Origin of the sequence: Micromonospora sp. NPDC049049 (assembly GCF_040649115.1) — a bacterium.
Taxonomy (GTDB): Bacteria; Actinomycetota; Actinomycetes; order Mycobacteriales; family Micromonosporaceae; genus Micromonospora.
This window is the reverse complement of the sequence record NZ_JBEZEX010000005.1, coordinates 253,875-275,439: the sequence shown is the minus strand read 5'-3', so window position 1 is coordinate 275,439 and position 21,565 is coordinate 253,875. Positions and strand designations below refer to the sequence as shown.

The window sequence follows — 21,565 nt, the reverse complement described above, 5'->3', positions numbered from 1 at the left end:
GAGGACCTCGACCTCGACACGGCGCTGAACATGATCGCCGATCGGGTCCTGGCCGCCCGGGACGAGACCTGGGAGGACGTCGACGCCGAGGGTCGACCGCTCAACCGGACGCTGGGCATCTCCAGCCTGGGTGGGGCGACGCTGGACAACGAGGAGAACTACCTCATCAAGAAGTTGTTCACCGCGATGGGGGCGCTGCAGATCGAGAACCAGGCCCGCATTTGACACTCCTCCACCGTCCCCGGTCTGGGGACCAGCTTCGGTCGTGGCGGCGCCACCCAGTACCAGCAGGACCTGTCGAACTCCGACGTCATCGTCATCCAGGGTTCGAACATGGCCGAAGCACACCCGGTGGGTTTCCAGTGGGTGATGGAGGCCAAGCGTCGAGGCGCGAAGGTCTTCCACGTCGATCCGCGGTTCACCCGCACCAGCGCGCTGGCTGACTCGTACCTGCCGATCCGGGCGGGCACGGACATCGCGCTGCTCGGTGGGGTGGTGCGCTACATCCTCGACAACGAGTTGGACTTCCGGGAGTACGTCGTCGCCTACACCAACGCCGCGACGATCGTGACCGAGGAGTACGCCGACACCGAGGACATGCACGGCCTCTTCTCCGGCTTCAACGACGACAACGCCACCTACGACCAGGCCAGCTGGCGGTACGAGGGCCACCCGCAGGACCAGACGACCCGCGACAGCGAGACGCAGCGGGAGACGGCGTCCGGGCTGGAGAACGAGTCGCACGGCGCGCCGGTTGGCGGCGAGACCGAACGTGACGAGACGTTGCAGCACCCGCGCTGCGTCTACCAGATCCTCAAGCGACACTTCGCCCGCTACACCCCCGAGATGGTGGAACGGGTCTGCGGCGTCCCGCAGGAGAAGTTCCTCGAACTGGCTCGGGCGTGGACGGAGAACTCCGGCCGGGACCGGACCGGCATGCTCGTCTACTCGGTGGGCTGGACGCAGCACAGCGTCGGCGTGCAGTACATCCGCACCGGCGCGATCATCCAGCTCCTGCTGGGCAACATGGGCCGCCCGGGTGGCGGGGTGATGGCCCTGCGCGGGCACGCCAGCATCCAGGGGTCCACCGACATCCCGACGCTGTTCAACCTGCTGCCCGGTTACCTGCCGATGCCGCACCACGCCGAACACCCGACCCTGGACGAGTGGGTGGACAGCATCGCGCACCCCGGGCAGAAGGGTTTCTGGGGCAACGCCCGCACCTACGGCGTCAACCTGCTCAAGGCGTACTGGGGTGACGCCGCCACCGCCGACAACGACTACTGCTACGGGTACCTGCCGCGGATGACCGGCGACCACGGCACCTACCAGCAGGTGCTCGACATGATCGACGGCAAGATCAAGGGCTATTTCCTGCTCGGGCAGAACCCGGCGGTCGGTTCGGCGCACGGCCGGGCGCAGCGTCTCGGCATGGCCAACCTCGACTGGCTCGTGGTCCGCGACCTGTTCGAGATCGAGAGCGCCACGTTCTGGAAGAACGCGCCGGAGATCGAAACCGGCGAGATCGCCCCTGAGGGGTGCCGCACCGAGGTGTTCTTCCTACCGGCCGCCTCCCACGTGGAGAAGGAGGGCACCTTCACCCAGACCCAACGGCTGTTGCAGTGGCGGGAGAAGGCCGTCGAACCGCCAGGCGACGCCCGCTCCGAGCTGTGGTTCTTCTACCACCTCGGCCGCGTCATCCGGGAACGGCTGGCGACGTCGACGAAGCCGCGCGACCGTGCGCTGCTCGACCTCGCCTGGGACTACCCCACGCACGGCCCGAACGCCGAGCCCAGCGCCGAGGCGGTGCTGCGCGAGATCAACGGGTACGTCGTGGCCACCGGCCGGCCGCTGGCGTCGTTCACCGAGATGAAGGACGACGGATCCACCGTCGGCGGTTGCTGGATCTACACCGGGGTGTACGCCGACGGTGTCAACCAGGCGGCCCGCCGCAAACCCGGCTCGGAGCAGTCCCTGGTGGCACCCGAGTGGGGTTGGGCGTGGCCGGCCAACCGGCGCATCCTCTACAACCGTGCCTCCGCCGACCCGGACGGCAACCCGTGGTCCGAGCGCAAACGCTACGTCTGGTGGGACGCGGACAAGAGCGAGTGGACCGGCTACGACGTGCCGGACTTCGAGAAGACCAAACCGCCGTCCTACCGACCGGCGCGCGACGCCTCGGGCGTGGCGGGCATCGCCGGCGACGACCCGTTCATCCTCCAGGGAGACGGCAAAGGCTGGCTGTACGCGCCCACCGGTGTGCTCGACGGGCCGATGCCCACCCACTACGAGCCGGTCGAGTCGCCGGTGCGCAACCCGCTCTACCGACAGCAGGCCAACCCGACCCGCAAGGTCTACACCCACCCGATCAACACGCTCAACCCGAGCCCGCCGGAACCGTACAGCCAGGTGTTCCCGTACGTGTTCACTGTCAGCCGACTCACCGAGCACCACACCGCCGGTGCGATGAGCCGGATGGTCTCACCCCTCGCGGAGCTGCAACCCGAGATGTTCGTCGAGGTGTCGCCGGAGTTGGCGGCCGAACGTGGTCTCACCCACCTGGGTTGGGCGCACCTGGTCACCGCCCGTGCGGCGATCGAGGCACGGGTGCTGGTGACCGACCGGCTCACCCCGCTGCGGGTGGACGGTCGGATCATCCACCAGGTGTGGTTGCCGTACCACTTCGGTTTCGAGGGCCTGGTCACCGGCGACTCGGCCAACGACCTGTTCGGCATCAGCCTGGACCCGAACGTGCTGATCCAGGAGAGCAAGGTCGGCACCTGCGACGTGCGACCCGGCCGCCGGCCCAGGGGCCTGGAGCTGCAGGAACTCGTCGTCGACTACCGACGACGGTCCGGCGACCTGAGCCCGCACTATCCACCGCAGGTCACGACCGACTCCGCCGACAGCGGCCCGGACCAGGAGCTCTGACCCATGCCCCACGCCAACGCCCTGTACGGGCCGCTGGACCCCGCACCGGACGCCGGCTACGAGAACGCGCCGCCGCGGATGGGGTTCTTCACCGACACCAGCGTCTGCATCGGCTGCAAAGCGTGCGAGGTGGCCTGCAAGGAGTGGAACGGCGTCCCCGAGAGTGGGCTCGACCTGCTGGGCATGTCGTACGACAACACCGGCGCGTTGACAGCGAACTCGTGGCGGCACGTCGCGTTCGTCGAGCAGCCCCGTTCGGCCGGCTGGGCGACTCCGGCGTTCGCGGGGGACCCGGACGGGCCGGCGATCAGCCCGGTGACGGCGGCGGCCGGCGCGCGTACCAGCACCGACACCGGAACGGACCCCGGCCTGCCCACCGGCTCGCCCGGTGCGGCGGCCCGCATGTCGGGCGGACCGGAGTTCCTGGGGATGCCGGGTGCGCAGCCGCCGGGGAGGGGTTCGGGCGCGGAGGGGCGGACGGATTTTCGCTGGTTGATGATGTCGGACGTGTGCAAGCACTGCACCCACGCGGCCTGCCTGGATGTCTGCCCGACAGGTTCCCTGTTCCGGACGGAGTTCGGCACTGTGGTGGTGCAGGAGGACATCTGCAACGGCTGCGGTTACTGCATCTCCGCCTGCCCGTACGGGGTCATCGATCAACGCAAGGCCGATGGCCGGGCGTGGAAGTGCACGCTGTGCTACGACCGGTTGGGCGCGGGCATGACCCCTGCGTGTGCGCAGGCGTGTCCGACGGAGTCGATCCAGTACGGCGCTCTGGACGAGTTGCGGGAGCGGGCCGCCGCGCGGGTGGCGAAGCTGCATGAGCGGGGCGTGCCGGAGGCGAGGTTGTACGGGCACGACCCGAACGACGGGGTCGGTGGTGACGGGGCGTTCTTCCTCCTGTTGGACGAGCCGGAGGTGTACGGGTTGCCACCGGACCCGATCGTGACCACCCGCGACCTGCCGGCCATGTGGAAGCGCGCCGGCCTGGCCGCCCTGGCGATGACCGCCGCCACTGTTGTCGCATTCCTGGGCAGGCGGTCATGACCCGCGGCGGTGAGCAGCTCACGGTGCCGCCGGCCAACTTCGCCTCCTACTACGGCCGGCCGGTGTTGAAGCCGCCGGTGTGGAAGTACGACATCGCCGGTTACCTGTTCACCGGAGGTCTCGCCGCTGGAGGCGCACTGATCGGCGGGGCCGCCCAACTGACCGGACGACCAGGGCTGTGCACTGTGGGCCGTTGGACGGCCCTCGGCGGTGTCGCCGCCAGTACGTACCTGCTGGTCCACGACCTAGGCCGGCCGGCCCGCTTCCATCACATGCTCCGGGTGGTCAAGGTGACGTCGCCGATGTCGGTCGGCACCTGGATCCTCGCCGTGTTCGGCCCGGCCGCCGGTGTGGCCGCGGTCGCCGAGCTGGCGCCGCTGCTCCCCGAGCACGGTGTTCTCGGCCTCGCCCGCCGGCTGGCACCACCCGTCGGCGACATCGCCGGGCTGGCCGCGGCTGCCACCGCCCCGGCGCTGGCCACGTACACCGGGGTGCTGCTCGCCGACACCGCCGTACCTGCCTGGCACGAGGCGTACCCCTATCTGCCGTTCGTCTTCGGTGGCAGCGCGCTCGCCGCCGCCACCGGGGTCGGCCTCATCGCGGCGCCCGCCGCCCAGACCGCTCCGCTGCGGCGACTCGCCGTCGTCGCGGCGACCATCAAGTACCTCGGCGGTCGCCGGATGGAGCGGTTGGGCCTGACCGGTGAGCCCTACCGGCAGGGTCGCAGCGGTCGTCTGGTCCGTGCGGGTGACGTGCTGCTCGGCGTGGGCACCGTCGCCGCGCTGTTCAGCCGACGCAGCCGGGTGCTGGCGGCGATCTCCGGCGCCGCCCTCGTGGCATCGTCGGTGGCCACCAGGTTCGGCGTGTTCGAGGCGGGCCGGGTGTCGGCCCGCGATCCGAAGTACACGGTCGTGCCACAACGGGAGCGGCTCGCCGAGGGGCGGTCGGCGACCCGTCCCTGAGCGTATCGGCGCAACGGAAAGGCGCCCCTCTCGAGGGGCGCCTTTCCGTTGCGATTGCAGCAGGTCCGGCCCGCGACGGGCCGCCCGCGTCAGCCGGTGAACAGCTTCGCGGCGGTGATCGCGGTCTGGATGATGCCGTACCCGAGGAGTACCGCGACCAGCAGCCACGACAACCAGAGCCGCCCGGTCTGGTTACCGACGTGCGGCGGCGCGGGCGGTTGGCTGTCCCGCCCGAGCGCGACCGGCTCGGTGACGGTGGCCTTCGCCACGGGCGAGGTCGGTCCTCGGTCCGGTTCGTGGAACCGTTCGGGCACGGAACGCACCAGCAGGTTCGCGATGAACCCGATGGCGAGGATGCCGACCATGGTGAACAGCGCGGGCCGGTACGCCGCCGCGGTGAGCGTGCCGGGCTTGCCCTGCGTGTCGAGGATCCCGTTGACGATCAGCGGGCCCGCGACGCCCGCTGCCGACCAGGCGGTGAGGATCCGGCCGTGGATGGCCCCGACCTGGAAGGTGCCGAACAGGTCACGCAGGTAGGCGGGCATGGTGGCGAAGCCACCGCCGTAGAAGGAGATGATCGCGGCGGCGATGAGGACGAAGACCGCGGTCGCGGAGTGGCCCGCGACGGCGAGCAGCAGGTACAACACCATGCCGACGCCGAGGTAGACCATGTAGATGGGCTTGCGGCCGATGAGGTCGGACGTTGTCGACCAGACGAACCGCCCTGCCATGTTGAACAGCGACAGCACCCCCACGAAACCGGCAGCCGCCGTCACCGAGACCGTGGTGGCGGTCCCGTTGTCCCGGAAGAAGTCCTGGATCATCGGGCTTGCCTGCTCCAGGATGCCGATGCCCGCTGTGACGTTGCAGAACAGCACGATCCACAGCAACCAGAACGACCGGGTACGCACGGCGTTCGACACGGACACGCTCGCCGTGGTCACCAGGGGTCGGGCGGCGACGCTCGCTGGGTCGAACCCGGCGGGTCGCCAGTCCGGTGCCGGAACCCGGACGTTGAACGGGCCGAACATCATGATCACGAAATAGCCGATGCCGAACGTGACGAAGAGTGCCACGAGGGCGTGGCCGGACGCTACGGCGGCCGGATTGTTGGGGTTGTAGCCGGAGTCGTAGAGGGAGAGCAGTTGGCGCGCGAGCGGACCGGCGACCAGGGCACCGCCGCCGAACCCCATGATGGCCAGCCCGGTGGCGAGGCCCGGGCGGTCCGGGAACCACTTGATCAGCGTGGAGACGGGCGAGATGTAACCGATACCGAGCCCGATACCGCCGATGACGCCGTACCCGAGATAGAGCAGCCACAGCTGCTGGGTCGCGATGCCGAGCGCGCCGACCAGGAACCCGACGGCCCAGAAGCACGCCGAGACGAACATCGCCCGGCGCGGTCCGTTCCGCTCCACCCAACGTCCACCGACCGCCGCCGACGAGCCCAGCATGACGATGGCGATGCTGAAGATCGCCCCGATCGCCGTCTGGCTGACGTCGAAGTGCGCGATGAGGGAGTTCTTGTAGACACTTGTCGCGTAGACTTGGCCGATGCACACGTGCACGGCCAGTGCTGCGGTCGGGATGAGCCAGCGGCTGTATCCCGGGGGAGCGACAGTGTGCCGAGGATCGAATACCGACAGCATGGGCATCGTCCACACCTCCTACGGCTGCATCCTCACGTTACGTGTCGGTGAGTTCACGGCCTGTCATTACCGCAAAACGCGGGTACGGAGGCGTCGGCCCGACCCTGATCTTCCTGACCTGCGGCGCTAGACGGAGACCGACGGGTCCGGTCGCTCGGTGCGGGGAAGGGCGCCGGTGGTCTCCAGGATGAGCGCGGCGACCAGGTCCGGGTCGTCGCTCATCGGCACGTGCCCGCACCTGGGCAGCGTCACCACCCGTGCCGCCGGCAGGCCCGCCCGGGCCCGCTCGGCCTGGTGGACGCCGAATATCCGGTCGCAGTCCCCCCAGCCGATGGTCACCGGCACCGTCGCGTCGGACAGCCGAAGGCAGTCGAGGCGATAGTCGCGGGCGGCTCGGGCCACGGCGTTGAAGCCGACCCCGCGTCGCAGGGCGAGCGCGTCGCCCAGCGCGCGCTCGACATCCAGCAGCGTCGGGCGGGCCATCAGCGGCGCGAAGCACAGCGCCCGCAGGTACGCCGAGCGCAGTGCGACCCGCATGATCGTGGTGGGCAGGTACGAGTTGGCCCGCAGCATCCGGAGGATGGCCAGCGCCCGGCGGCGCTCCGCCGGGGTGAAGAAACCGGCGGGGGAGAAGGCGGTGGCCGAGGCGACCGCCCCGGTGGCGGCAAGCTCCAGGGCTATCGCCCCACCGAGGCTGTAGCCGGCGACGTGCGGACGCTCCAGCCCCCACTCGGTCAGCGCCGGCAGGACCCCGGCCACGGTGGCGGCCATGTCGGCGGGCATGCCGGTGTCGGGCACCGGAGAGTTCCCGAAGCCGGGCAGGTCGAGCGCGATCACCTCGTGGTGGGCGGTGAGCCGGTCGAACACCGGCTCCCACGCCTGATGGCGGTGACCGATGCCGTGGATGAGCAGGAGGGGCTCGCCGCTGCCCGCACGTCGGAAATGAATGCTCATGACTGCCCTCCCACCGACGTCCTGCCGAAGGAACGCCCGAGCTGGCGTACCTCGTCTTCCATCTGGCCGACCATGGTCTGGCCGCCGAAGCGGGTGATCAACGCGTCCGAGAGGCCGCTCAGCACCACCGGCCGCAGCGCCTGCACCATGGCGAGCGACCGTGGCACGTACACCTTGCGCCTGCGACGCTCGATGCCGTGGAGCAGGCCCTCGACGCACTGCTCGACGGGTACGACGGTGTTCAACGGCCACGGGAGCCGGCGCAGCGTGGCGCGGAACGACGGCAGGTCGTCTTGGATGTCGCGGACCAGGTCGGTGTCGATCCAGATCGGATGCGCCGTGCCGACGGTGACGCCGCGCGGGCGGGTCTCCAGGCGCAGCACGTTCGCGAACTGCTCCACGCCCGCCTTGGACGCGCAGTAGGCGGCCATCCCGGGCATCGCCGTGAAGGCGGCGGCCGACGAGACGATCAGGACGTGGCCACGAGCGGCGGTGACGTGCGGCAGCGCCGCGCTGACCGTGCGGATCGCGCCGCAGAGGTTCACCTCGACGGTACGGACCAGCGCGTCGACCGGTCCGACGGCGACGGTGCCGAGGTTCGCGATGCCCGCGTTGGCCACGACGACGTCGATGCCGCCGAAGCGGTCCACTGTGGAGACAACTGCGGCGTCCAACGCCGCCTGATCGGTGACGTCACACTCGTACCAGTGCGCGTCGAGGTCGGCGCTGAGCTGTTCGAGCAGCTCGCCCTCCAGACCGACGAGGGCGACGCGGGCCCCGCGGCCGACGGCCTCGCGGGCCAGTCGCGCCCCGATGCCGCGCGCCGCGCCGGTGATGAACAGGACCTTGCCTGCCAGGTCATACCGCATCGGCGTGCTCCCGCTCCGGTTCGTTGGGGGTGCTGCCGGTCGAGGCGATGTGGTAGTCGGCCGGGCGGAACCGGCGCAGCCTCATCCGGAAGCTGGTGGCGAAGCCCGGCCAGATGGTGGTGTTGCGGCCGGTGGCGTCGAGGTACCAGCTCGAACAGCCGGTCTGCCAGACGGTGCCGGTCATCTTTTGGTCGACCCGCTCGGTCCAGCGTCGTTGCGCCTGCGCGGTGGGCTCGATGGCCTGGATGCCCCTGGCCCGCATGTGACGCAGGGCCGCGAGCACCAGGCGTAGCTGCGCCTCGATCATCAGCACCACCGAGGTGTGCCCGAGCCCGGTGTTCGGGCCGAGCAGGAAGAACAGGTTGGGGAAGCCGGCGATGGCCGTGCCCCGGTACGCGTGCATGCTGGGGGTCCATGCGTCGCCCAGGCTGCGCCCGGCCCGGCCGTGGATGCGGCGTACGACGGGGGAGTCGGTGACGTGGAAGCCGGTCCCGAGGATGATCGTGTCCGCCCGGTGGTGGACGCCATCGTCGGTGACGAGACCGTCCGGCACGATCCGGGCGATGCCGGCGGTGACCACGTCGACGTTCGGCCGGGTGAGCGACGGCCAGTAGTCGTTGGAGATCAACACTCGCTTGCAGCCCATCGCGTAGCGGGGGGTGAGCTTGTCCCGCAGGATCGGATCGGGAACCTGACGCCGCAGCGTACGCAGGGACCGGCGCGAGACGAGGCGGTTGACCGTCGGGTGCAGGAAGCCCAGGCCCATGCTCTCGCGTAGCAGATAAAGCCCTGCCCGGGCGGCCCGCTGCGCACCGGGCACGGTGCGGAACGCGGCCTGCTCGACCCCGCTGATCCGGCGCGACAACCTCGGCATGATCCAGGCGGGAGTGCGCTGGAACAGCGTCAGCTTCTCGACCGTCGGCTGGATCTGTGGCACGAACTGGATGGCCGAGGCGCCGGTGCCGATCACCGCGACGCGCCGGCCGGTCAGGTCGTGGTCGTGCCGCCAACGGGCGGAGTGGAACACGGTGCCGGCGAACTCCTCGATTCCGGGCAGGTCGGGGATGGCCGGGTCGCTGAGTGGGCCGGCGGCACAGATCAGGACCCGGGCGCTGTGGTCGCCGCCCGAGGTGCGCAGCAGCCAGCGTTGGCGTTGGTCGTCCCACCTCGCCTCCAGTACCTCGTGGCGCAACCGCAACCTCGGACGAATGCCGAAGCGGTCGACGCAGCCGCGCAGGTAGTCCCAGATCTCCGGCTGGCTGGAGAAGGTGTTCGACCAGCCGGGGTTGGGGGCGAAGGAGAACGAGTAGAGGTGCGACGGGACATCGCAGGCGCAGCCCGGGTAGCTGTTGTCACGCCAGGTGCCGCCGACGTCCTCGCCCCGGTCGAAGACGACAAAATCGGTGAACCCGGCCCGCTGTAGGCGGATGGCGGCGCCCAGGCCACCGAAGCCGGCGCCGATGATGGCAACGTCTGTCTCCATTCACTCCTCCGTGAGCTCGGGCGCTGTCGGGTCGGCCACCGGCGGCCAGGGCGGATCGCCCACGCCGGTGATTCGTACGCCGCCCCACGGATCGACCTCGGCCAGTCGGGCCGCCCGGACGCGGTCGGCGATGCGCACCTCGACGTCGCGCCGGCCGGAGCGCAGCAGATGGGCCACCCGTGGCTCGGGCTCGATCCGTCCACCCCAGTGGAAGCGGCCGTCCACCGGCTCCCACCGCCCGCTGAGGTGCACCCGCACCGTGGTGCCCTCGACACCCGCCGGGCCGTGGTAGCTCACGGCACGATCCGCTCGTGGGCGCGGGTCAGCTCGTGCGGCAGGTCGGCGCTGGCCCGTACCCCCTCGATGCCGCTCCACAGCAGGGCGGTCAGGTAGTCGGTGAGTGCGGCCCGGCTGATCGGCTGGCCGTGCGTGGTCCACCAGTCGCCGACCGCCTGCACGAAACCCACCAGGCCGTACGCCCAGGGCTCGGCGGGACCGGCGTCCAGGCCCAGCGTGCGTAGCCGGTCGCCGATCACCCGGGCGAGCCCGGCGGCCACCTGCCGGCTGGTGCCGGCGATCACCTGGTGGATGCCGGGGTCGCCGGACTGGTGCATGAGGAACCGGTAGAGCCTCGGCTCCGACTCGATCACGCCCAGGTAGGCGTCGATCGTCGCTTCGACCAGGTCACGTTCCTCGCGGACCTGTTCGACGGCGGGCGCGATGGCGTCGACCACCCGGGCCGCCACCACCTCGCTGACAGCGACCCAGAGCTGCGACTTGTCGGCGAAGTAGCGGTACAGAACCGGTTTGCTGACGCCCGCGGCGGCGGCCACCTGTTCCATGTCGACCTCCGGCCCGTGCCGCAGCAGCGCCTGCACGGCGGCACCGACCAGTTGCTGCCGTCGTTGCTCACGATGGTCTGCCCAGCGGTCCCGGCGGCCGTTGCCCTTCGCTTTCGGGCTGCCGTCGGGGGGTGTGGCAGGCGGGTCGGACGCATTGACACCCGTGCGCGGCGGTTGCATGCTACTACTCGTAACAGTTACTGGTCGTCACGTCAATATGGAGGAGCCATGGAGGCGGCGGAAACCGGGCGTGCGGCAGTCGCCGAGCGCCTGCTCACGTCCTCACTGCGGACCAGCTACGACCCCACCGTCGAGATCGACTGGGACGCCCCGCACACCCCCGGCGCCTACTGGCTTCCGCCACAGCGCAGCAGCCTCTACGGCACGACGCTGTGGGACCAGCTCAGCGAGGAGCAGCGCGTCGAGCTGACCAGGCACGAGGTGGCCAGCGCGGCCAGCGCCGGGCTGTGGTTCGAGACGATCCTCATGCAGATGCTGATCCGGGAGTACTACCGCGCCGACCCGACCAGCCGGCAGGCCCAGTACGCGTTGACCGAGGTCGCCGACGAGTGCCGACACTCCATCATGTTCGGCCGGCTGATCGAGGCGATGGGTTGTCCGGTCTACCGCGCGAGCACTGTCGACCACCACCTCGGGCGGTTTCTGAAGGCGACCGCCAGCGGCCCTCGGATGTACGCCGCGATCCTCATCGCGGAGGAGATCCTCGACGCGTTTCAGCGCGAGATCATGGCGGACGAGTCACTCCAGCCGCTCATCCGGATGGTGTCCCGCATCCATGTGGTGGAGGAGGCGCGACACGTCCGGTTCGCCCGCGAGGAGCTGGCCGCCGCGGTCGCGGCCACCGGTCCGGTGGGCATGGCGTACGCCCGACTGCTGGTCGGTCGCGCAGCCCACACGATCGCCAATCGCCTGGTCCATCCCGACGTGTACGCGGCGGTGGGCATTCCGCCGGCGGTCGGTCGGGCCGCTGCCCGCGCCAACCCGCACTGGCGTGCCACGCTGCGCTGGTCCGCGGCGCGGGTGCACGCCAACCTGGCGGACGTTGGCCTGGTCGCTGGGCCGGGGCGTCTGCTGTGGGCCCGGGCCGGGCTGATCTGACCCGACGTCCTGGTCAGGCCCGTTCGACCCGCGCCTGCTGGTGATCGGTCAGCCGCAGCCCCACACCGCGCACCACATCGATGGTGGCTTTGGTGCCCAGGTCGTGTAGCTTGCGCCGCAGCCGCTTGACCAGCGACTGTACGTCCGCCTTGCGTTCGCGTCCCTCGTCACCCCAGACCGACCGGTGCAGCTCGGCGTAGCTCCAGACCCGCGCCGGCTCGGTGATCAGGCAGGTCAGCAGGTCGTGTTCCAGGCGGGTGAGGTCGATCTCGCGGTCACCGCAGCGGGCGCTGGAACGGGCCGAGTCGATCACCAGGGCGGCGACCGGGGTCGGTTCGGACGGGGCGGCTGCCTGCTGCGGGGCGGCGATCAGCCGGCGCAGCTCGTCGAGGTCGGCGACCAGCAGCAGCGGTGCGATGCCGTCGAGAAGCTCCGCGAGCCGGATGCGCTCAGCCGGCGACGGGGTCACCGCGATGAGCAGTGGGAACGGCTCGTCAGCCGAATAACCCCTGTTCACCGTTGCCTCGTCGTCCTCGGCCACCGCACCGCCCGGGATCGATGGGCATCCCTGCCCAGCTCTCGTCATGGTTCTGACAATGATTGGCAAGCACGCCGCCAGCCAGGGCAACTCTTAGCGACAAGTTGCTCACGGCAAGTTCTTGATCGTCCGTTCTTCTCGATCATAGTGTCCACTCGGGCAACCGGCGTGACCCGCGCGGTGCATGGGGGAGGTCCACCATGGCCCATTACACCCTGGGTCGTTCTGAGGGAGGCAGCACCGATGTTCAGACGTCCACAATGGCGGCGCGCGGCCAGATCACTGGTCAGCGCCGGCGCGGCGACGATCCTCGCCGCGACATGCTTGGCGACGATCAGCTCGGGCGCGCAGGCCGCGCCGGGCGGTGCGATGGGGGCGGGCGCCCAGACCGGGGACAAGATCCGACCGGAGCTCGCGAAGCAGCTCCAGGCCAAGAGTGAAGGGGACTTCTGGATCCGGTTCAAGGACCGGGCCGACCTGAGCAAGGCCAGCGCCATCAAGGACTGGTCGAAGCGTGGCACGGCGGTGGCGGACGCGCTGCGCAAGACGGCCGCCGCGAGCCAGGGCAAGATCCGGGCCGACCTCGACAGCTCGGGCACCAAGTACCAGACCTTCTGGGCCACCAACGCCATCAAGGTGAACAGCGGTTCGCTGGCGATGGCCCAGAAGTTCGCCGGGTACTCGGAGGTCGAGGGCCTCTACGCCCCTGTCTCGTACAAGGTGCCGGAGACGACCAAGGGCACCGACGAGAAGACCGTGAACGCCCTGGAGTGGGGCATCGCCAACATCAACGCCGACGACGTCTGGTCCCAGTACGGCGTCAAGGGCGAGGGCATCACCATCGCGAACATCGACACCGGTGTGCAGTTCAACCACCCGGCGCTGGTGAACTCCTACCGCGGCAACAACGGCGACGGGACGTTCGACCACAACTACAACTGGTTCAACGCCGCCAACGCGACCGGGGCCTGCGCCACCGCCCCCTGTGACGGCGACGGCCACGGTACGCACACCATGGGCACCATGGCCGGCTCCGACGGCGCGAACCAGATCGGTGTCGCCCCCGGGGTCAAGTGGATCGCGGCGAACGGTTGCTGCCCCAGTGACGCCGCGCTGATCAATTCTGGTCAGTGGATGCTCGAACCGCTGGACCTCAACGGTCAGAACGCGGACGCGAGCAAGCGCCCGAACATCATCAACAACTCGTGGGGCACCCGGGACCCGTCCAACGAGCCGTTCATGGAGGACGTGACGGACGCCTGGACCGCTTCCGGGATCTTCGGCACCTGGTCCAACGGCAACAGCGGGCCGGCATGCGAGACCAGTGGCTCGCCGGGCAGCCTCGCCAGCAACTACTCGACCGGCGCGTACGACGTCAACAACAACGTCGCCGGCTTCTCCGCCCGCGGCGTCGGTCAGAACGGCGAGATCAAGCCCAACATCTCCGCGCCGGGCGTGAACGTCCGGTCGAGCATCCCGGGCAGCGCCTACGGCACCATCAGCGGCACCTCGATGGCCGCACCGCACCTCGCGGGCGCGATCGCGCTGCTGTACTCGGCGGCGCCGTCGCTGGTCGGCGACGTCAACGCGACCCGCGCGCTGCTCAACGGCGCCGCGATCGACAAGGCCGACGACCAGTGTGGCGGCACCGCCGCCGACAACAACGTCTACGGCGAAGGCCGACTGGACGCCCTCGCCCTGCTCAACGCCGCCCCGACCGGCGACATCGGCACGCTGGCCGGCACGGTCACCGACGCGACCTCCGGCGCCCCGATCGCCGGGGCGACGCTGACGCTCACCGGCCCCTCCGAGCGTGAGCTGACCACCGGTGCCGACGGCAAGTTCTCCACCCAGCTTCCCGCCGGCGACTACCAGGTCGCCGTCGCGGCGTTCGGGTACGGCAGCACCACCAAGACGGCGACGGTCGCCAAGGGCGCGACCACGACGCTCAACGTCGCCCTCACGGCGGTGCCGAGCGTCAACGTCACCGGAGCGGTCACCGACGGATCCGGCCACGGCTGGCCGTTGTACGCCAAGGTGACCGTGACGGGGGTGTCCGGCGTCTACGACCACACCACCCCGTCGAACGGCCGCTACAGCATCAAGCTGCCGGCCGGGCAGACGTACACCCTGAAGTACGAGCCGCAGTACCCGGGCTACCAGACCGTCACCAAGCAGGTCGTGGTCGGCTCGGGCAACGTCACCGCCAACGTCGCCGTGCCGGTGGACAGCAACGCCTGCACCACCGCCCCCGGGTACACGAACGGCTCCGACGGTGAGTACGAGACCTTCGACGCCACGACCACGCCGGCCGGCTGGACCGTCGTCGACAACGCGGGCAGCGGTCAGGTCTGGAAGTTCACCGACGACGGCGACCGGGGCAACCTGACCGGCGGCAGCGGCAACTTCGCGATGATCGACAGCGACGCGTACGGGGCGGGCACCAGCCAGGACACCTCGCTGGTCAGCCCGGTGGTCGACCTGACCAGCGTCACGGCCCCGGTCATCCGGTTCAACCAGGACTTCAACCAGCTCAACGACGACACTGCCGACGTGGACCTCAGCATCGATGGCGGTGCCACCTGGACCAACGTGCTCCGGCAGGAGACGGACGTCCGGGGGCCGAAGCTGACCGAGATCCCGATCCCGCAGGCGGCCGGTAAGGCGCAGGTGCAGGTGCGGTTCCACTACTACGACGCCTCGTACGAGTGGTGGTGGGAGGTCGACAACGTCCTGATCGGCAGCCAGGTCCTCTGCGTGCCGGTCGACGGCGGTCTGGTCGTCGGCAACGTCCGCGACAAGAACGACGACAGCTACGTCAACGGCGCGACCGTCACCAGCAAGGACCGGCCCGCCGAGAAGGCCGTCACCGTGGCGACCCCGGACGACCCGGGGCTGGCCGACGGCTTCTACTGGATCTACTCGTCGCTGACCGGCGAGCACCCGTTCACGGCGACCGCCGGCAACTACGTCAGCCAGACCAAGCAGGTCGACGTCGAGGCCGACTGGGCGACCACCGCGAACTTCCAGCTCGCGGCCGGTCGACTGGCGGTGACGCCGACGCAGTTGAGCGCGACGCTCCAGATGCCCAACGGCAAGACCAGCAAGTCGTTCACTGTGACGAACACCGGCGGCGCGCCCGTCGAGGTCAAGTTCGGTGAGCGGGACAACGGGTTCGAACTCCTGCGGGCGGACGGCTCCACTGTCACCCGGCAGCAGGTGCTCGGGTCCAGCGGCGCGCCGGAGCAGCGGCTCACCGTACCGACGTCGTTCGCCGCCAAGGCGTCCGGCAAGGAGGCCAAGGCGGCTGCCGCGGCGGCCGGCCCGCAGGCGGCGCCGTGGACCGACATCGCCAACTACCCGGCCACGATCATGGACAACCGGGTGGTGAACCTGGACGGCAAGGTGTATTCGATCGGTGGTGGCGACGGTGAAGCCTCCACCACCAAGAACTACGCCTACGACCCGGCCGCGCAGACCTGGACGGCGATCGCCGACCTTCCCGGCGCGCGTAACGCGGTGACCGCGGGCGTGGTGAACGGCAAGATCATCGTCAGCGGTGGCTGGGGCGACTCCGGCCCGGACTCCGCCACCTGGTCGTACGACCCGGGGGCCAACACCTGGACGGAACTGGCCGACAACCCGGCACCGCGGGCCGCAGCCGGTCAGGCCGTCGTCGACGGCAAGCTGTACGCGGTCGGTGGCTGCACAACGGCGGCCTGTCTGCCGATGTCGAACAGCGTCGTCCGGTACGACCCGACCGGTGACACGTGGGAGACGATGGCCAACTACCCGAAGTCGGTGGCCTTCGCCTCCTGCGGCGGGATCGACGGCGTCCTCTACTGCACCGGCGGCAACGACGGATCCGCCGCGCAGAAGTCCAGCTACGCCTTCGACCCGGGTGCCAACACCTGGACCGCCGTCGCCGACGCCCCGGCCGACAACTGGGCCAGCTCGTACGCCGTCGCCAGCGGCAAGCTCCTCGTCGTCGGCGGCTCGCAGGGCGGGGCCATCAGCAACGCCGGCTTCGCCTTCGACCCGGCCGCCGGTTCGTGGTCCAACCTGCCCAACGCCAACACCGCGCGGTACCGCGGCGGCGCGGCGTGCGGCTTCTACAAGATCGGCGGCTCGTCCGGCAGCTTCAACGCGGCCCCGGACAGCGAGGTGCTCCCGGGCTTCGAGGGATGCTCCGAGTCGGCGGCCGACGTCAGCTGGATGACCATCGACAAGTCGGCGGTCACTCTCGCACCGGGTGCGAAGGTCACCGTCACCGTCGGTCTGACGGCGAACGTGGACCAGCCGGGCACCTACTCCGGCGCGGTCGCGATCTCCGAGAACACCCCGTACTCGGTGGCACCGGTCGCGGTGACCATGACCGCGAACCCCCCGAAGACCTGGGGCAAGCTCATGGGTACGGTCACCGGCACCAGCTGCCAGGGTGCGACCTCGCCGCTCACCGGCGCGGTCGTGCAGGTCGACTCGTGGGCGGCGTCGTACACCTTCGCCACCGACGCCGAGGGCAAGTACGCCTACTGGGTGGACCGCCGCAACAACCCGCTCACGATGATCGTGGCCAAGGACGGCTGGAAGCCGCAGACCCGTCAGACCAGGATCGACACCGCCACCCCGACGGTGGAGAACTTCGGGTTGGCGCCCATCAGGTGCTGACGCCTGAGCACTAGCCGAAGAAGTCCGGCCCGCCTGGTCCCCGACCAGGCGGGCCGGACCGCGCCCGGGGTGATCAGACGGGCGCGAGCCGGAAGCCGACGCCGCGTACCGAGTGGATCGTCGCCGTGGCGTTGAGACTGGCGAGCTTGCCGCGCACCCGGCGGACCACCGAGTGGATGTCGGAGCCCCGGCCGAGGTGCCGGTTGCCCCAGACCTCGAGGTGCAGGCGCTCGTAGGTCCAGACCTGACCGGGCGCGTGCACCAGGCAGAGCAGGACGTCGTGCTCCAGCCGGGTCAGGTCGATTTCCTGGTCGCGCCAGCGCAGCACCCGGCGGTCGGAGTCGACGGCCAGATCCGGTGGCGGTGGCTGTGGGCTCGGTGTCACCTCGGCGAGCGCCGCGGTGGTCGGGGGAGCTGGGGCGGCAGGCGCCTCGATCACCCCGAGGAAGTCTCGTGCCTGGTCGACTGTCGAGACGATAAGGAAGGCGTCACTGCCGCCGAGCAGCCGGGCCAGATGTCGCCGCTCGGCCGGCGAGGATGCGATGCCGATGACCAGGCTGGCCACTGGAGTTCCCTGCATTTGCCAACACCTTCCGGTTCCCCAACTCACTCCGGATGGATTTTTCGCACTGCCGACCGAAACATCGATCGGCGTCCTGACCCTAGTGGTGGCTGATCTCGGCTGGGTAAAACATAGTTGCATGTAAGCATGTGAATCCCATCGAGCCGTCCGGGCCCGCCCGGCCACACCGCCGACGATCCGCTTCTCCGGAAGCGGTGGGGGTGGTTGTGACAGAACCAAGACAATCCGAGGACGGGGTACGGACCTGCCGAAGCGAGCATGGTCGCCATGTCCATCGGATCGTTGTACTCCGTCGGGCGGTCGACGCCCGGTCCGGCGCGACCGCTGCCCCACGCCCGCGCCGCGGTGCCCCTGGGGGCTCGGCTGCTCGCGGCGGCGCTGTCCGGTCTGGTTGCCCTGACCCTCACCGCCGCCGTCTTCGTGCGGACGTACCCCGGGCAGTGGCTGGACGGGGTTCTCCTGCCACGCGCCGAGCGGGGCGGAGGCTACGAGCAGCAGACCGTGCTGGTGGGCCCGGCCAAGACCGTGCTGGCCACCTTCGGCAGTCCGACCCTCATCGCGGCAGTGCTCGGTGTGGTGCTGCTGGTGGGTGTGCTTCGCCGGCGGCTGGTGGCGGGTGTCGTCGGTGTGGGCATCGTCGTCTGCGCGGTGCTGCTGGCCGGCGCGGTGAAATCGGAGCTGCCCCGCCCGGATCTGGAGGTCCTGAGCTCCACCACCCACAACAGCTTCCCCAGCGGCCATGTCGCGGCGGCGACCGCCCTGCTGCTGGCGTTCATGCTGGTTCTGCCCGGGTGGGCCCGGCGCTGGCTGGCGGCGCCGGGCGCGGCCGGGGTCTCGGTGATCGCCGCCGCCACGATGATCGCGGGCTGGCACCGGTTCAGCGACGTGCTCGGTGGCGTACTGCTGGGGGTGACCCTGTTCTGCCTGGCCTCGGCAGCGTTGGCTACCTGGTCCGGCGACCGCGACACGACAGGCGGTTCGGACGGCGGCAGCCTCTGGCGCAGGCTGGCCGAGGCGGCGGTCGGGCTGGTCGTGCTGGTCTGGGCGCTCCTGGTGGTCGTGCCCGGTCTGGCCGCCTCGGTGCAGCGAGGCTTGTTGATCGCCATCGTGGCCGCGGCCGCCTCGACGATGGCGCTGGTGGGGGCGGTGGTGTTCCTGGTGCGGTCGACGGGTTTCGCGGTGCCGCTCTCCCCGCGGAGCCCTCCGCAGCCACCGTCGACGACCGAAACCCGAAAGATCTCATGATGGGATACTTGCCGACATGTCCCAGGTGCTGTTGATCGAAGACCACCAGACGGTGCGCGACGGACTGCAGTTGGCGCTCACCCGACAGGGCCACACCGTGCACGCGGTGGGCACCGGTGAGCAGGGGTTGGAGCGGCTGCGCACGACCCCGTCCGATGTCGTGGTCCTCGATCTCATGCTGCCCGGGATGGACGGGTTCGAGGTCTGCCGCCGGATCCGGCAGCTCGGCGACCTGCCGATCATCATGCTCACCGCCCGCAACGACGACATGGACGTGGTCGCGGGCCTGGAGGCCGGCGCCGACGACTACGTGGTCAAGCCCGTGCAGGCCCGGGTGCTGGAGGCGCGCATCCGCGCGGTGCTGCGACGGACCGGTGGCGACTCGCGGCGTGGCGGCGACCGGACCGGCCCGGAACAGCACGGTGAGTTGACCATCGACCGGGCCGCGCTGGTGGTCAGCAAGGACGGAACGCCGGTCAGCCTCGCGCCGACGGAGCTGCGGCTGCTGCTCGAACTCTCGCATACGCCGGGCCAGGTGCTCAGCCGCCAGCAGCTGCTGGAGGCCGTCTGGGAGCACGGGTATCTCGGCGACTCGCGACTCGTCGACGCGTGCGTCCAGCGGGTACGCGCCAAGATCGAGGCCGACTCGTCGGCGCCGGTCTTCATCCAGACGGTGCGTGGTTTCGGATACCGGTTCGGGCCGCTGTGACGCTGTGGCGCCGGGCCGGCGCATGGGTCTCGGGTCTACGGGTCCGGCTCCTCCTGGCGTTCGCGCTGCTGGGCGTGACCACGACGGTGGCGGTGGCCGGTGGCAGCTATTTCCAGGCTCGGACCGTCGTCCTGCAGCAGGCGCAGGACGCCGCCGTGATGTCGCTGACCGACCAGCTCACCAAGGTCTACCCGATCGTCCAGCTGCCGCCGACCCAGGACGACCTCGAACAGTTGGCCCAGCGCCTCAGCGACCGGGAGAGCTTCGCGGTGGTCGTCTATCGGGACATGCGGGCGCAGGGCGGCCCCGACCTCGCCGACCCGCTCACCCCCGAGCTGCGGCAGAAGGTCCGTGATGGTCGCATCGCCTGGCAGCGGGTCTCACTCGACGGAGAACCCGCACTGCTCATCGGTACCCAGTTGGCACTCGACCGCTCGGACGGCACGTCCCGCCCGTCCGGGCTGGAGGTCTACTCGGTGCGCAATCTCGTGCCCGAGCAGCAGAGCATCGACCGGCTCGCCAACAGGGCATGGCTGACCGGCGGGTTGTCCCTGGTCCTCGCCGTCCTGCTGGCCCTGCTGTCCGCCCGTGGAGTCCTGCGACCCGTCCGCGACCTCAGCCGGGCGGCGCGCCGCCTCGGTGAGGGCGACCTGAGCACCCGGTTGACGGTCCGGGGCGCCGACGAACTGGCGGATGTGGCACGGACCTTCAACGACACCGCCGGCACGCTGGAGCGGCAGGTCGGCGAGCTGCGGCGGTTGGAATCCGACGCCCGCCGCTTCGTGGCCGACGTCTCGCACGAACTCCGGACGCCGTTGGCCGCGATGACGGCGGTCACCGACGTGCTCGACGAGGAGGCGGAACACCTTCCCGGGGACGCGGGCCGGGCCGCCCGGCTGGTTAGCCAGGAGACGCAGAACCTGACCCAACTGGTCAACGACCTCATCGAGATCAGCAGGTTCGACTCCGGCACCGCGCGGCTCGCCCTGGACGACGTGGACGTGGCCGCGGCGGTCACCGCGACCCTGCGGATCCGCGGCTGGCTGGACCGGGTACGAACGGAGTTGCCACCCGGCATCGTGGCCCGACTGGACCCCCGCCGACTGGACGTCATCGTCGCCAACCTGGTCGGCAACGCCTTCCGGCACGGTGCCGAGCCGGTGTCGGTGCGACTCGGCGCCGACCCGGACTGGGTCACCATCGAGGTGGCCGACCGGGGGCCCGGACTGGACCCGGAGGTGCTGCCACACGTCTTCGACCGCCTCTACAAGGCCGACACCGCGCGAACCCGCTCCGAGGGCAGCGGCCTCGGTCTCGCCATCTCCTGGGAGAACGCGCGCCTGCACTGCCACGGGGAGCGACGGGGGAGTCTCGTCGCGGGCAACGGCACCCACGGCGGCGCGGTGTTCACCCTCCGCCTGCCTCGCGAAACGGCCGACACCGGAGGTGCCTGGTGACCGGCCGACAGACGGGCCGCGCGCTGCTCGCCGGCGGACTGCTTCTGACGCTGGTCGCGGCGGGCTGCGGGGTACGACCCAGCACTGTCATCACCGGTCGCCCGCCGGTCAGCGGCTCCGCCCAGGGTGCATGGCTCTACCTGCTCGCGCGGGGCGAACTGGTGCTGGTCCTCCGCCCGGTCAACACGGCCCCGTCGCCCGCCGCCGCGCTCTCGCTGCTCGCGGCCGGTCCCCAGGCGAACGAACGTGCCCAGGGTTTCACCAGCGACGTTCCGGCGGGCCTGGACCCGGTCACGGTGACGGCGGGAACCGGTCGGACCGGTGACCTCACGGTGCGGGCGGACATCGCCGCGCGGGCGTTGTCAGAGCAGGCGGTCGACCAGATCATCTGCACGACGGTCGCCGCCGCGGCGCAGGTCAGCGCGGCGACCACCAACACCACCGTCACCATCGTCGGCTCGGACGGCGACCGAGGGCCTCGGGCGTGCCCGATCAGGTGACCGGGCGCC

Annotated in this window: 17 protein-coding genes; 9 read left to right on the top strand and 8 right to left on the bottom strand. The window is 70.3% G+C overall.

Annotated features, from left to right (window positions below; genetic code table 11):
* From fdh to nrfD, 3 genes are all read left to right on the top strand, one after another.
* Nucleotides 1–2,931, top strand: a 2,931-nt coding sequence (gene fdh / locus AB0B68_RS08455; RefSeq protein ID WP_357258623.1) for a formate dehydrogenase, incomplete at its 5' end; no start/stop codon positions are given.
* Nucleotides 2,932–2,934: 3 nt separating this feature from the next.
* Complete coding sequence (locus AB0B68_RS08450) at nt 2,935–3,978, top strand: 4Fe-4S dicluster domain-containing protein (RefSeq protein WP_357258620.1); 1,044 nt, start codon at nt 2,935–2,937, stop codon at nt 3,976–3,978.
* Nucleotides 3,975–4,940: an NrfD/PsrC family molybdoenzyme membrane anchor subunit gene (nrfD, locus tag AB0B68_RS08445; RefSeq protein WP_357258617.1), complete on the top strand. Its 966-nt coding sequence runs from the start codon at nt 3,975–3,977 to the stop codon at nt 4,938–4,940. The genes AB0B68_RS08450 and nrfD overlap by 4 nt, the downstream gene beginning before the upstream one ends.
* An 89-nt stretch (nt 4,941–5,029) precedes the next feature.
* Here the strand turns inward: nrfD and AB0B68_RS08440 are convergent, their stop codons facing one another.
* From AB0B68_RS08440 to AB0B68_RS08415, 6 genes are all read right to left on the bottom strand, one after another.
* Entirely contained in the window at nt 5,030–6,589 is a 1,560-nt protein-coding gene (locus tag AB0B68_RS08440) for an OFA family MFS transporter (protein ID WP_357195979.1), read from the bottom strand.
* A gap of 126 nt (nt 6,590–6,715) precedes the next feature.
* Complete coding sequence (locus AB0B68_RS08435) at nt 6,716–7,543, bottom strand: alpha/beta fold hydrolase (protein WP_357258614.1); 828 nt, start codon at nt 7,541–7,543, stop codon at nt 6,716–6,718.
* Nucleotides 7,540–8,412 carry an SDR family oxidoreductase gene (locus AB0B68_RS08430; protein ID WP_357195911.1) on the bottom strand — a complete coding sequence of 291 codons (873 nt, stop codon included), beginning with the start codon at nt 8,410–8,412 and terminating at the stop codon, nt 7,540–7,542. The genes AB0B68_RS08435 and AB0B68_RS08430 overlap by 4 nt, the downstream gene beginning before the upstream one ends.
* Nucleotides 8,402–9,895 (bottom strand): NAD(P)/FAD-dependent oxidoreductase, encoded by a 1,494-nt coding sequence (locus AB0B68_RS08425; protein WP_357258611.1) that lies wholly within the window; start codon nt 9,893–9,895, stop codon nt 8,402–8,404. The genes AB0B68_RS08430 and AB0B68_RS08425 overlap by 11 nt, the downstream gene beginning before the upstream one ends.
* Nucleotides 9,896–10,192, bottom strand: coding sequence for a DUF4873 domain-containing protein (locus AB0B68_RS08420; protein WP_357195905.1), 297 nt, complete (start codon nt 10,190–10,192; stop codon nt 9,896–9,898).
* A complete protein-coding gene (locus tag AB0B68_RS08415; protein WP_357258608.1) occupies nt 10,189–10,917 on the bottom strand; it encodes a TetR/AcrR family transcriptional regulator in 729 nt (242 codons plus the stop codon). The genes AB0B68_RS08420 and AB0B68_RS08415 overlap by 4 nt, the downstream gene beginning before the upstream one ends.
* 48 nt (nt 10,918–10,965) lie before the next feature.
* Between AB0B68_RS08415 and AB0B68_RS08410 the strand changes: the two genes are divergently transcribed.
* Nucleotides 10,966–11,856, top strand: a complete 891-nt coding sequence (locus AB0B68_RS08410) for a diiron oxygenase (protein ID WP_357195899.1) — start codon at nt 10,966–10,968, stop codon at nt 11,854–11,856.
* Nucleotides 11,857–11,869: 13 nt separating this feature from the next.
* Here the strand turns inward: AB0B68_RS08410 and AB0B68_RS08405 are convergent, their stop codons facing one another.
* Nucleotides 11,870–12,442 carry a winged helix-turn-helix domain-containing protein gene (locus AB0B68_RS08405; RefSeq protein WP_357195896.1) on the bottom strand — a complete coding sequence of 191 codons (573 nt, stop codon included), beginning with the start codon at nt 12,440–12,442 and terminating at the stop codon, nt 11,870–11,872.
* Nucleotides 12,443–12,637: 195 nt separating this feature from the next.
* Here AB0B68_RS08405 and AB0B68_RS08400 point away from each other — a divergent pair, with 195 nt between their 5' ends.
* The gene (locus tag AB0B68_RS08400) at nt 12,638–17,062 is read left to right on the top strand and encodes a S8 family serine peptidase (protein ID WP_357258605.1); all 4,425 of its coding nucleotides are present in this window, start codon (nt 12,638–12,640) and stop codon (nt 17,060–17,062) included.
* Nucleotides 17,063–17,135: 73 nt separating this feature from the next.
* Here AB0B68_RS08400 and AB0B68_RS08395 read toward each other — a convergent pair whose 3' ends face one another.
* Nucleotides 17,136–17,642: a winged helix-turn-helix domain-containing protein gene (locus tag AB0B68_RS08395; RefSeq protein ID WP_357195890.1), complete on the bottom strand. Its 507-nt coding sequence runs from the start codon at nt 17,640–17,642 to the stop codon at nt 17,136–17,138.
* A gap of 270 nt (nt 17,643–17,912) precedes the next feature.
* Here AB0B68_RS08395 and AB0B68_RS08390 point away from each other — a divergent pair, with 270 nt between their 5' ends.
* Genes AB0B68_RS08390 through AB0B68_RS08375 form a run of 4 tightly spaced genes read left to right on the top strand, consistent with a single transcriptional unit; the run spans nt 17,913 to nt 21,556 of the window.
* Complete coding sequence (locus AB0B68_RS08390; RefSeq protein ID WP_357258602.1) at nt 17,913–18,890, top strand: phosphatase PAP2 family protein; 978 nt, start codon at nt 17,913–17,915, stop codon at nt 18,888–18,890.
* Nucleotides 18,891–18,906: 16 nt separating this feature from the next.
* The gene (locus AB0B68_RS08385; RefSeq protein ID WP_357195884.1) at nt 18,907–19,599 is read left to right on the top strand and encodes a response regulator transcription factor; all 693 of its coding nucleotides are present in this window, start codon (nt 18,907–18,909) and stop codon (nt 19,597–19,599) included.
* Complete coding sequence (locus tag AB0B68_RS08380) at nt 19,596–21,056, top strand: ATP-binding protein (protein ID WP_357195881.1); 1,461 nt, start codon at nt 19,596–19,598, stop codon at nt 21,054–21,056. Before AB0B68_RS08385 ends, AB0B68_RS08380 begins: the two co-directional genes overlap by 4 nt.
* Nucleotides 21,053–21,556: a hypothetical protein gene (locus tag AB0B68_RS08375; RefSeq protein WP_357258599.1), complete on the top strand. Its 504-nt coding sequence runs from the start codon at nt 21,053–21,055 to the stop codon at nt 21,554–21,556. The genes AB0B68_RS08380 and AB0B68_RS08375 overlap by 4 nt, the downstream gene beginning before the upstream one ends.
* The last annotated feature ends 9 nt before the right edge of the window (nt 21,557–21,565 follow it).

What these genes read in the sequence shown, in the direction of transcription:
- AB0B68_RS08450 (WP_357258620.1), top strand. Translation starts at nt 2,935, where the DNA reads ATGCCCCACGCCAACGCCCTGTACGGGCCGCTGGACCCCGCACCGGAC.
- nrfD (WP_357258617.1), top strand. Translation starts at nt 3,975, where the DNA reads ATGACCCGCGGCGGTGAGCAGCTCACGGTGCCGCCGGCCAACTTCGCC.
- AB0B68_RS08440 (WP_357195979.1), bottom strand. Translation starts at nt 6,589, where the DNA reads ATGCTGTCGGTATTCGATCCTCGGCACACTGTCGCTCCCCCGGGATAC.
- AB0B68_RS08435 (WP_357258614.1), bottom strand. Translation starts at nt 7,543, where the DNA reads ATGAGCATTCATTTCCGACGTGCGGGCAGCGGCGAGCCCCTCCTGCTC.
- AB0B68_RS08430 (WP_357195911.1), bottom strand. Translation starts at nt 8,412, where the DNA reads ATGCGGTATGACCTGGCAGGCAAGGTCCTGTTCATCACCGGCGCGGCG.
- AB0B68_RS08425 (WP_357258611.1), bottom strand. Translation starts at nt 9,895, where the DNA reads ATGGAGACAGACGTTGCCATCATCGGCGCCGGCTTCGGTGGCCTGGGC.
- AB0B68_RS08415 (WP_357258608.1), bottom strand. Translation starts at nt 10,917, where the DNA reads ATGCAACCGCCGCGCACGGGTGTCAATGCGTCCGACCCGCCTGCCACA.
- AB0B68_RS08410 (WP_357195899.1), top strand. Translation starts at nt 10,966, where the DNA reads ATGGAGGCGGCGGAAACCGGGCGTGCGGCAGTCGCCGAGCGCCTGCTC.
- AB0B68_RS08405 (WP_357195896.1), bottom strand. Translation starts at nt 12,442, where the DNA reads ATGACGAGAGCTGGGCAGGGATGCCCATCGATCCCGGGCGGTGCGGTG.
- AB0B68_RS08400 (WP_357258605.1), top strand. Translation starts at nt 12,638, where the DNA reads ATGTTCAGACGTCCACAATGGCGGCGCGCGGCCAGATCACTGGTCAGC.
- AB0B68_RS08395 (WP_357195890.1), bottom strand. Translation starts at nt 17,642, where the DNA reads ATGCAGGGAACTCCAGTGGCCAGCCTGGTCATCGGCATCGCATCCTCG.
- AB0B68_RS08390 (WP_357258602.1), top strand. Translation starts at nt 17,913, where the DNA reads ATGTCCATCGGATCGTTGTACTCCGTCGGGCGGTCGACGCCCGGTCCG.
- AB0B68_RS08385 (WP_357195884.1), top strand. Translation starts at nt 18,907, where the DNA reads ATGTCCCAGGTGCTGTTGATCGAAGACCACCAGACGGTGCGCGACGGA.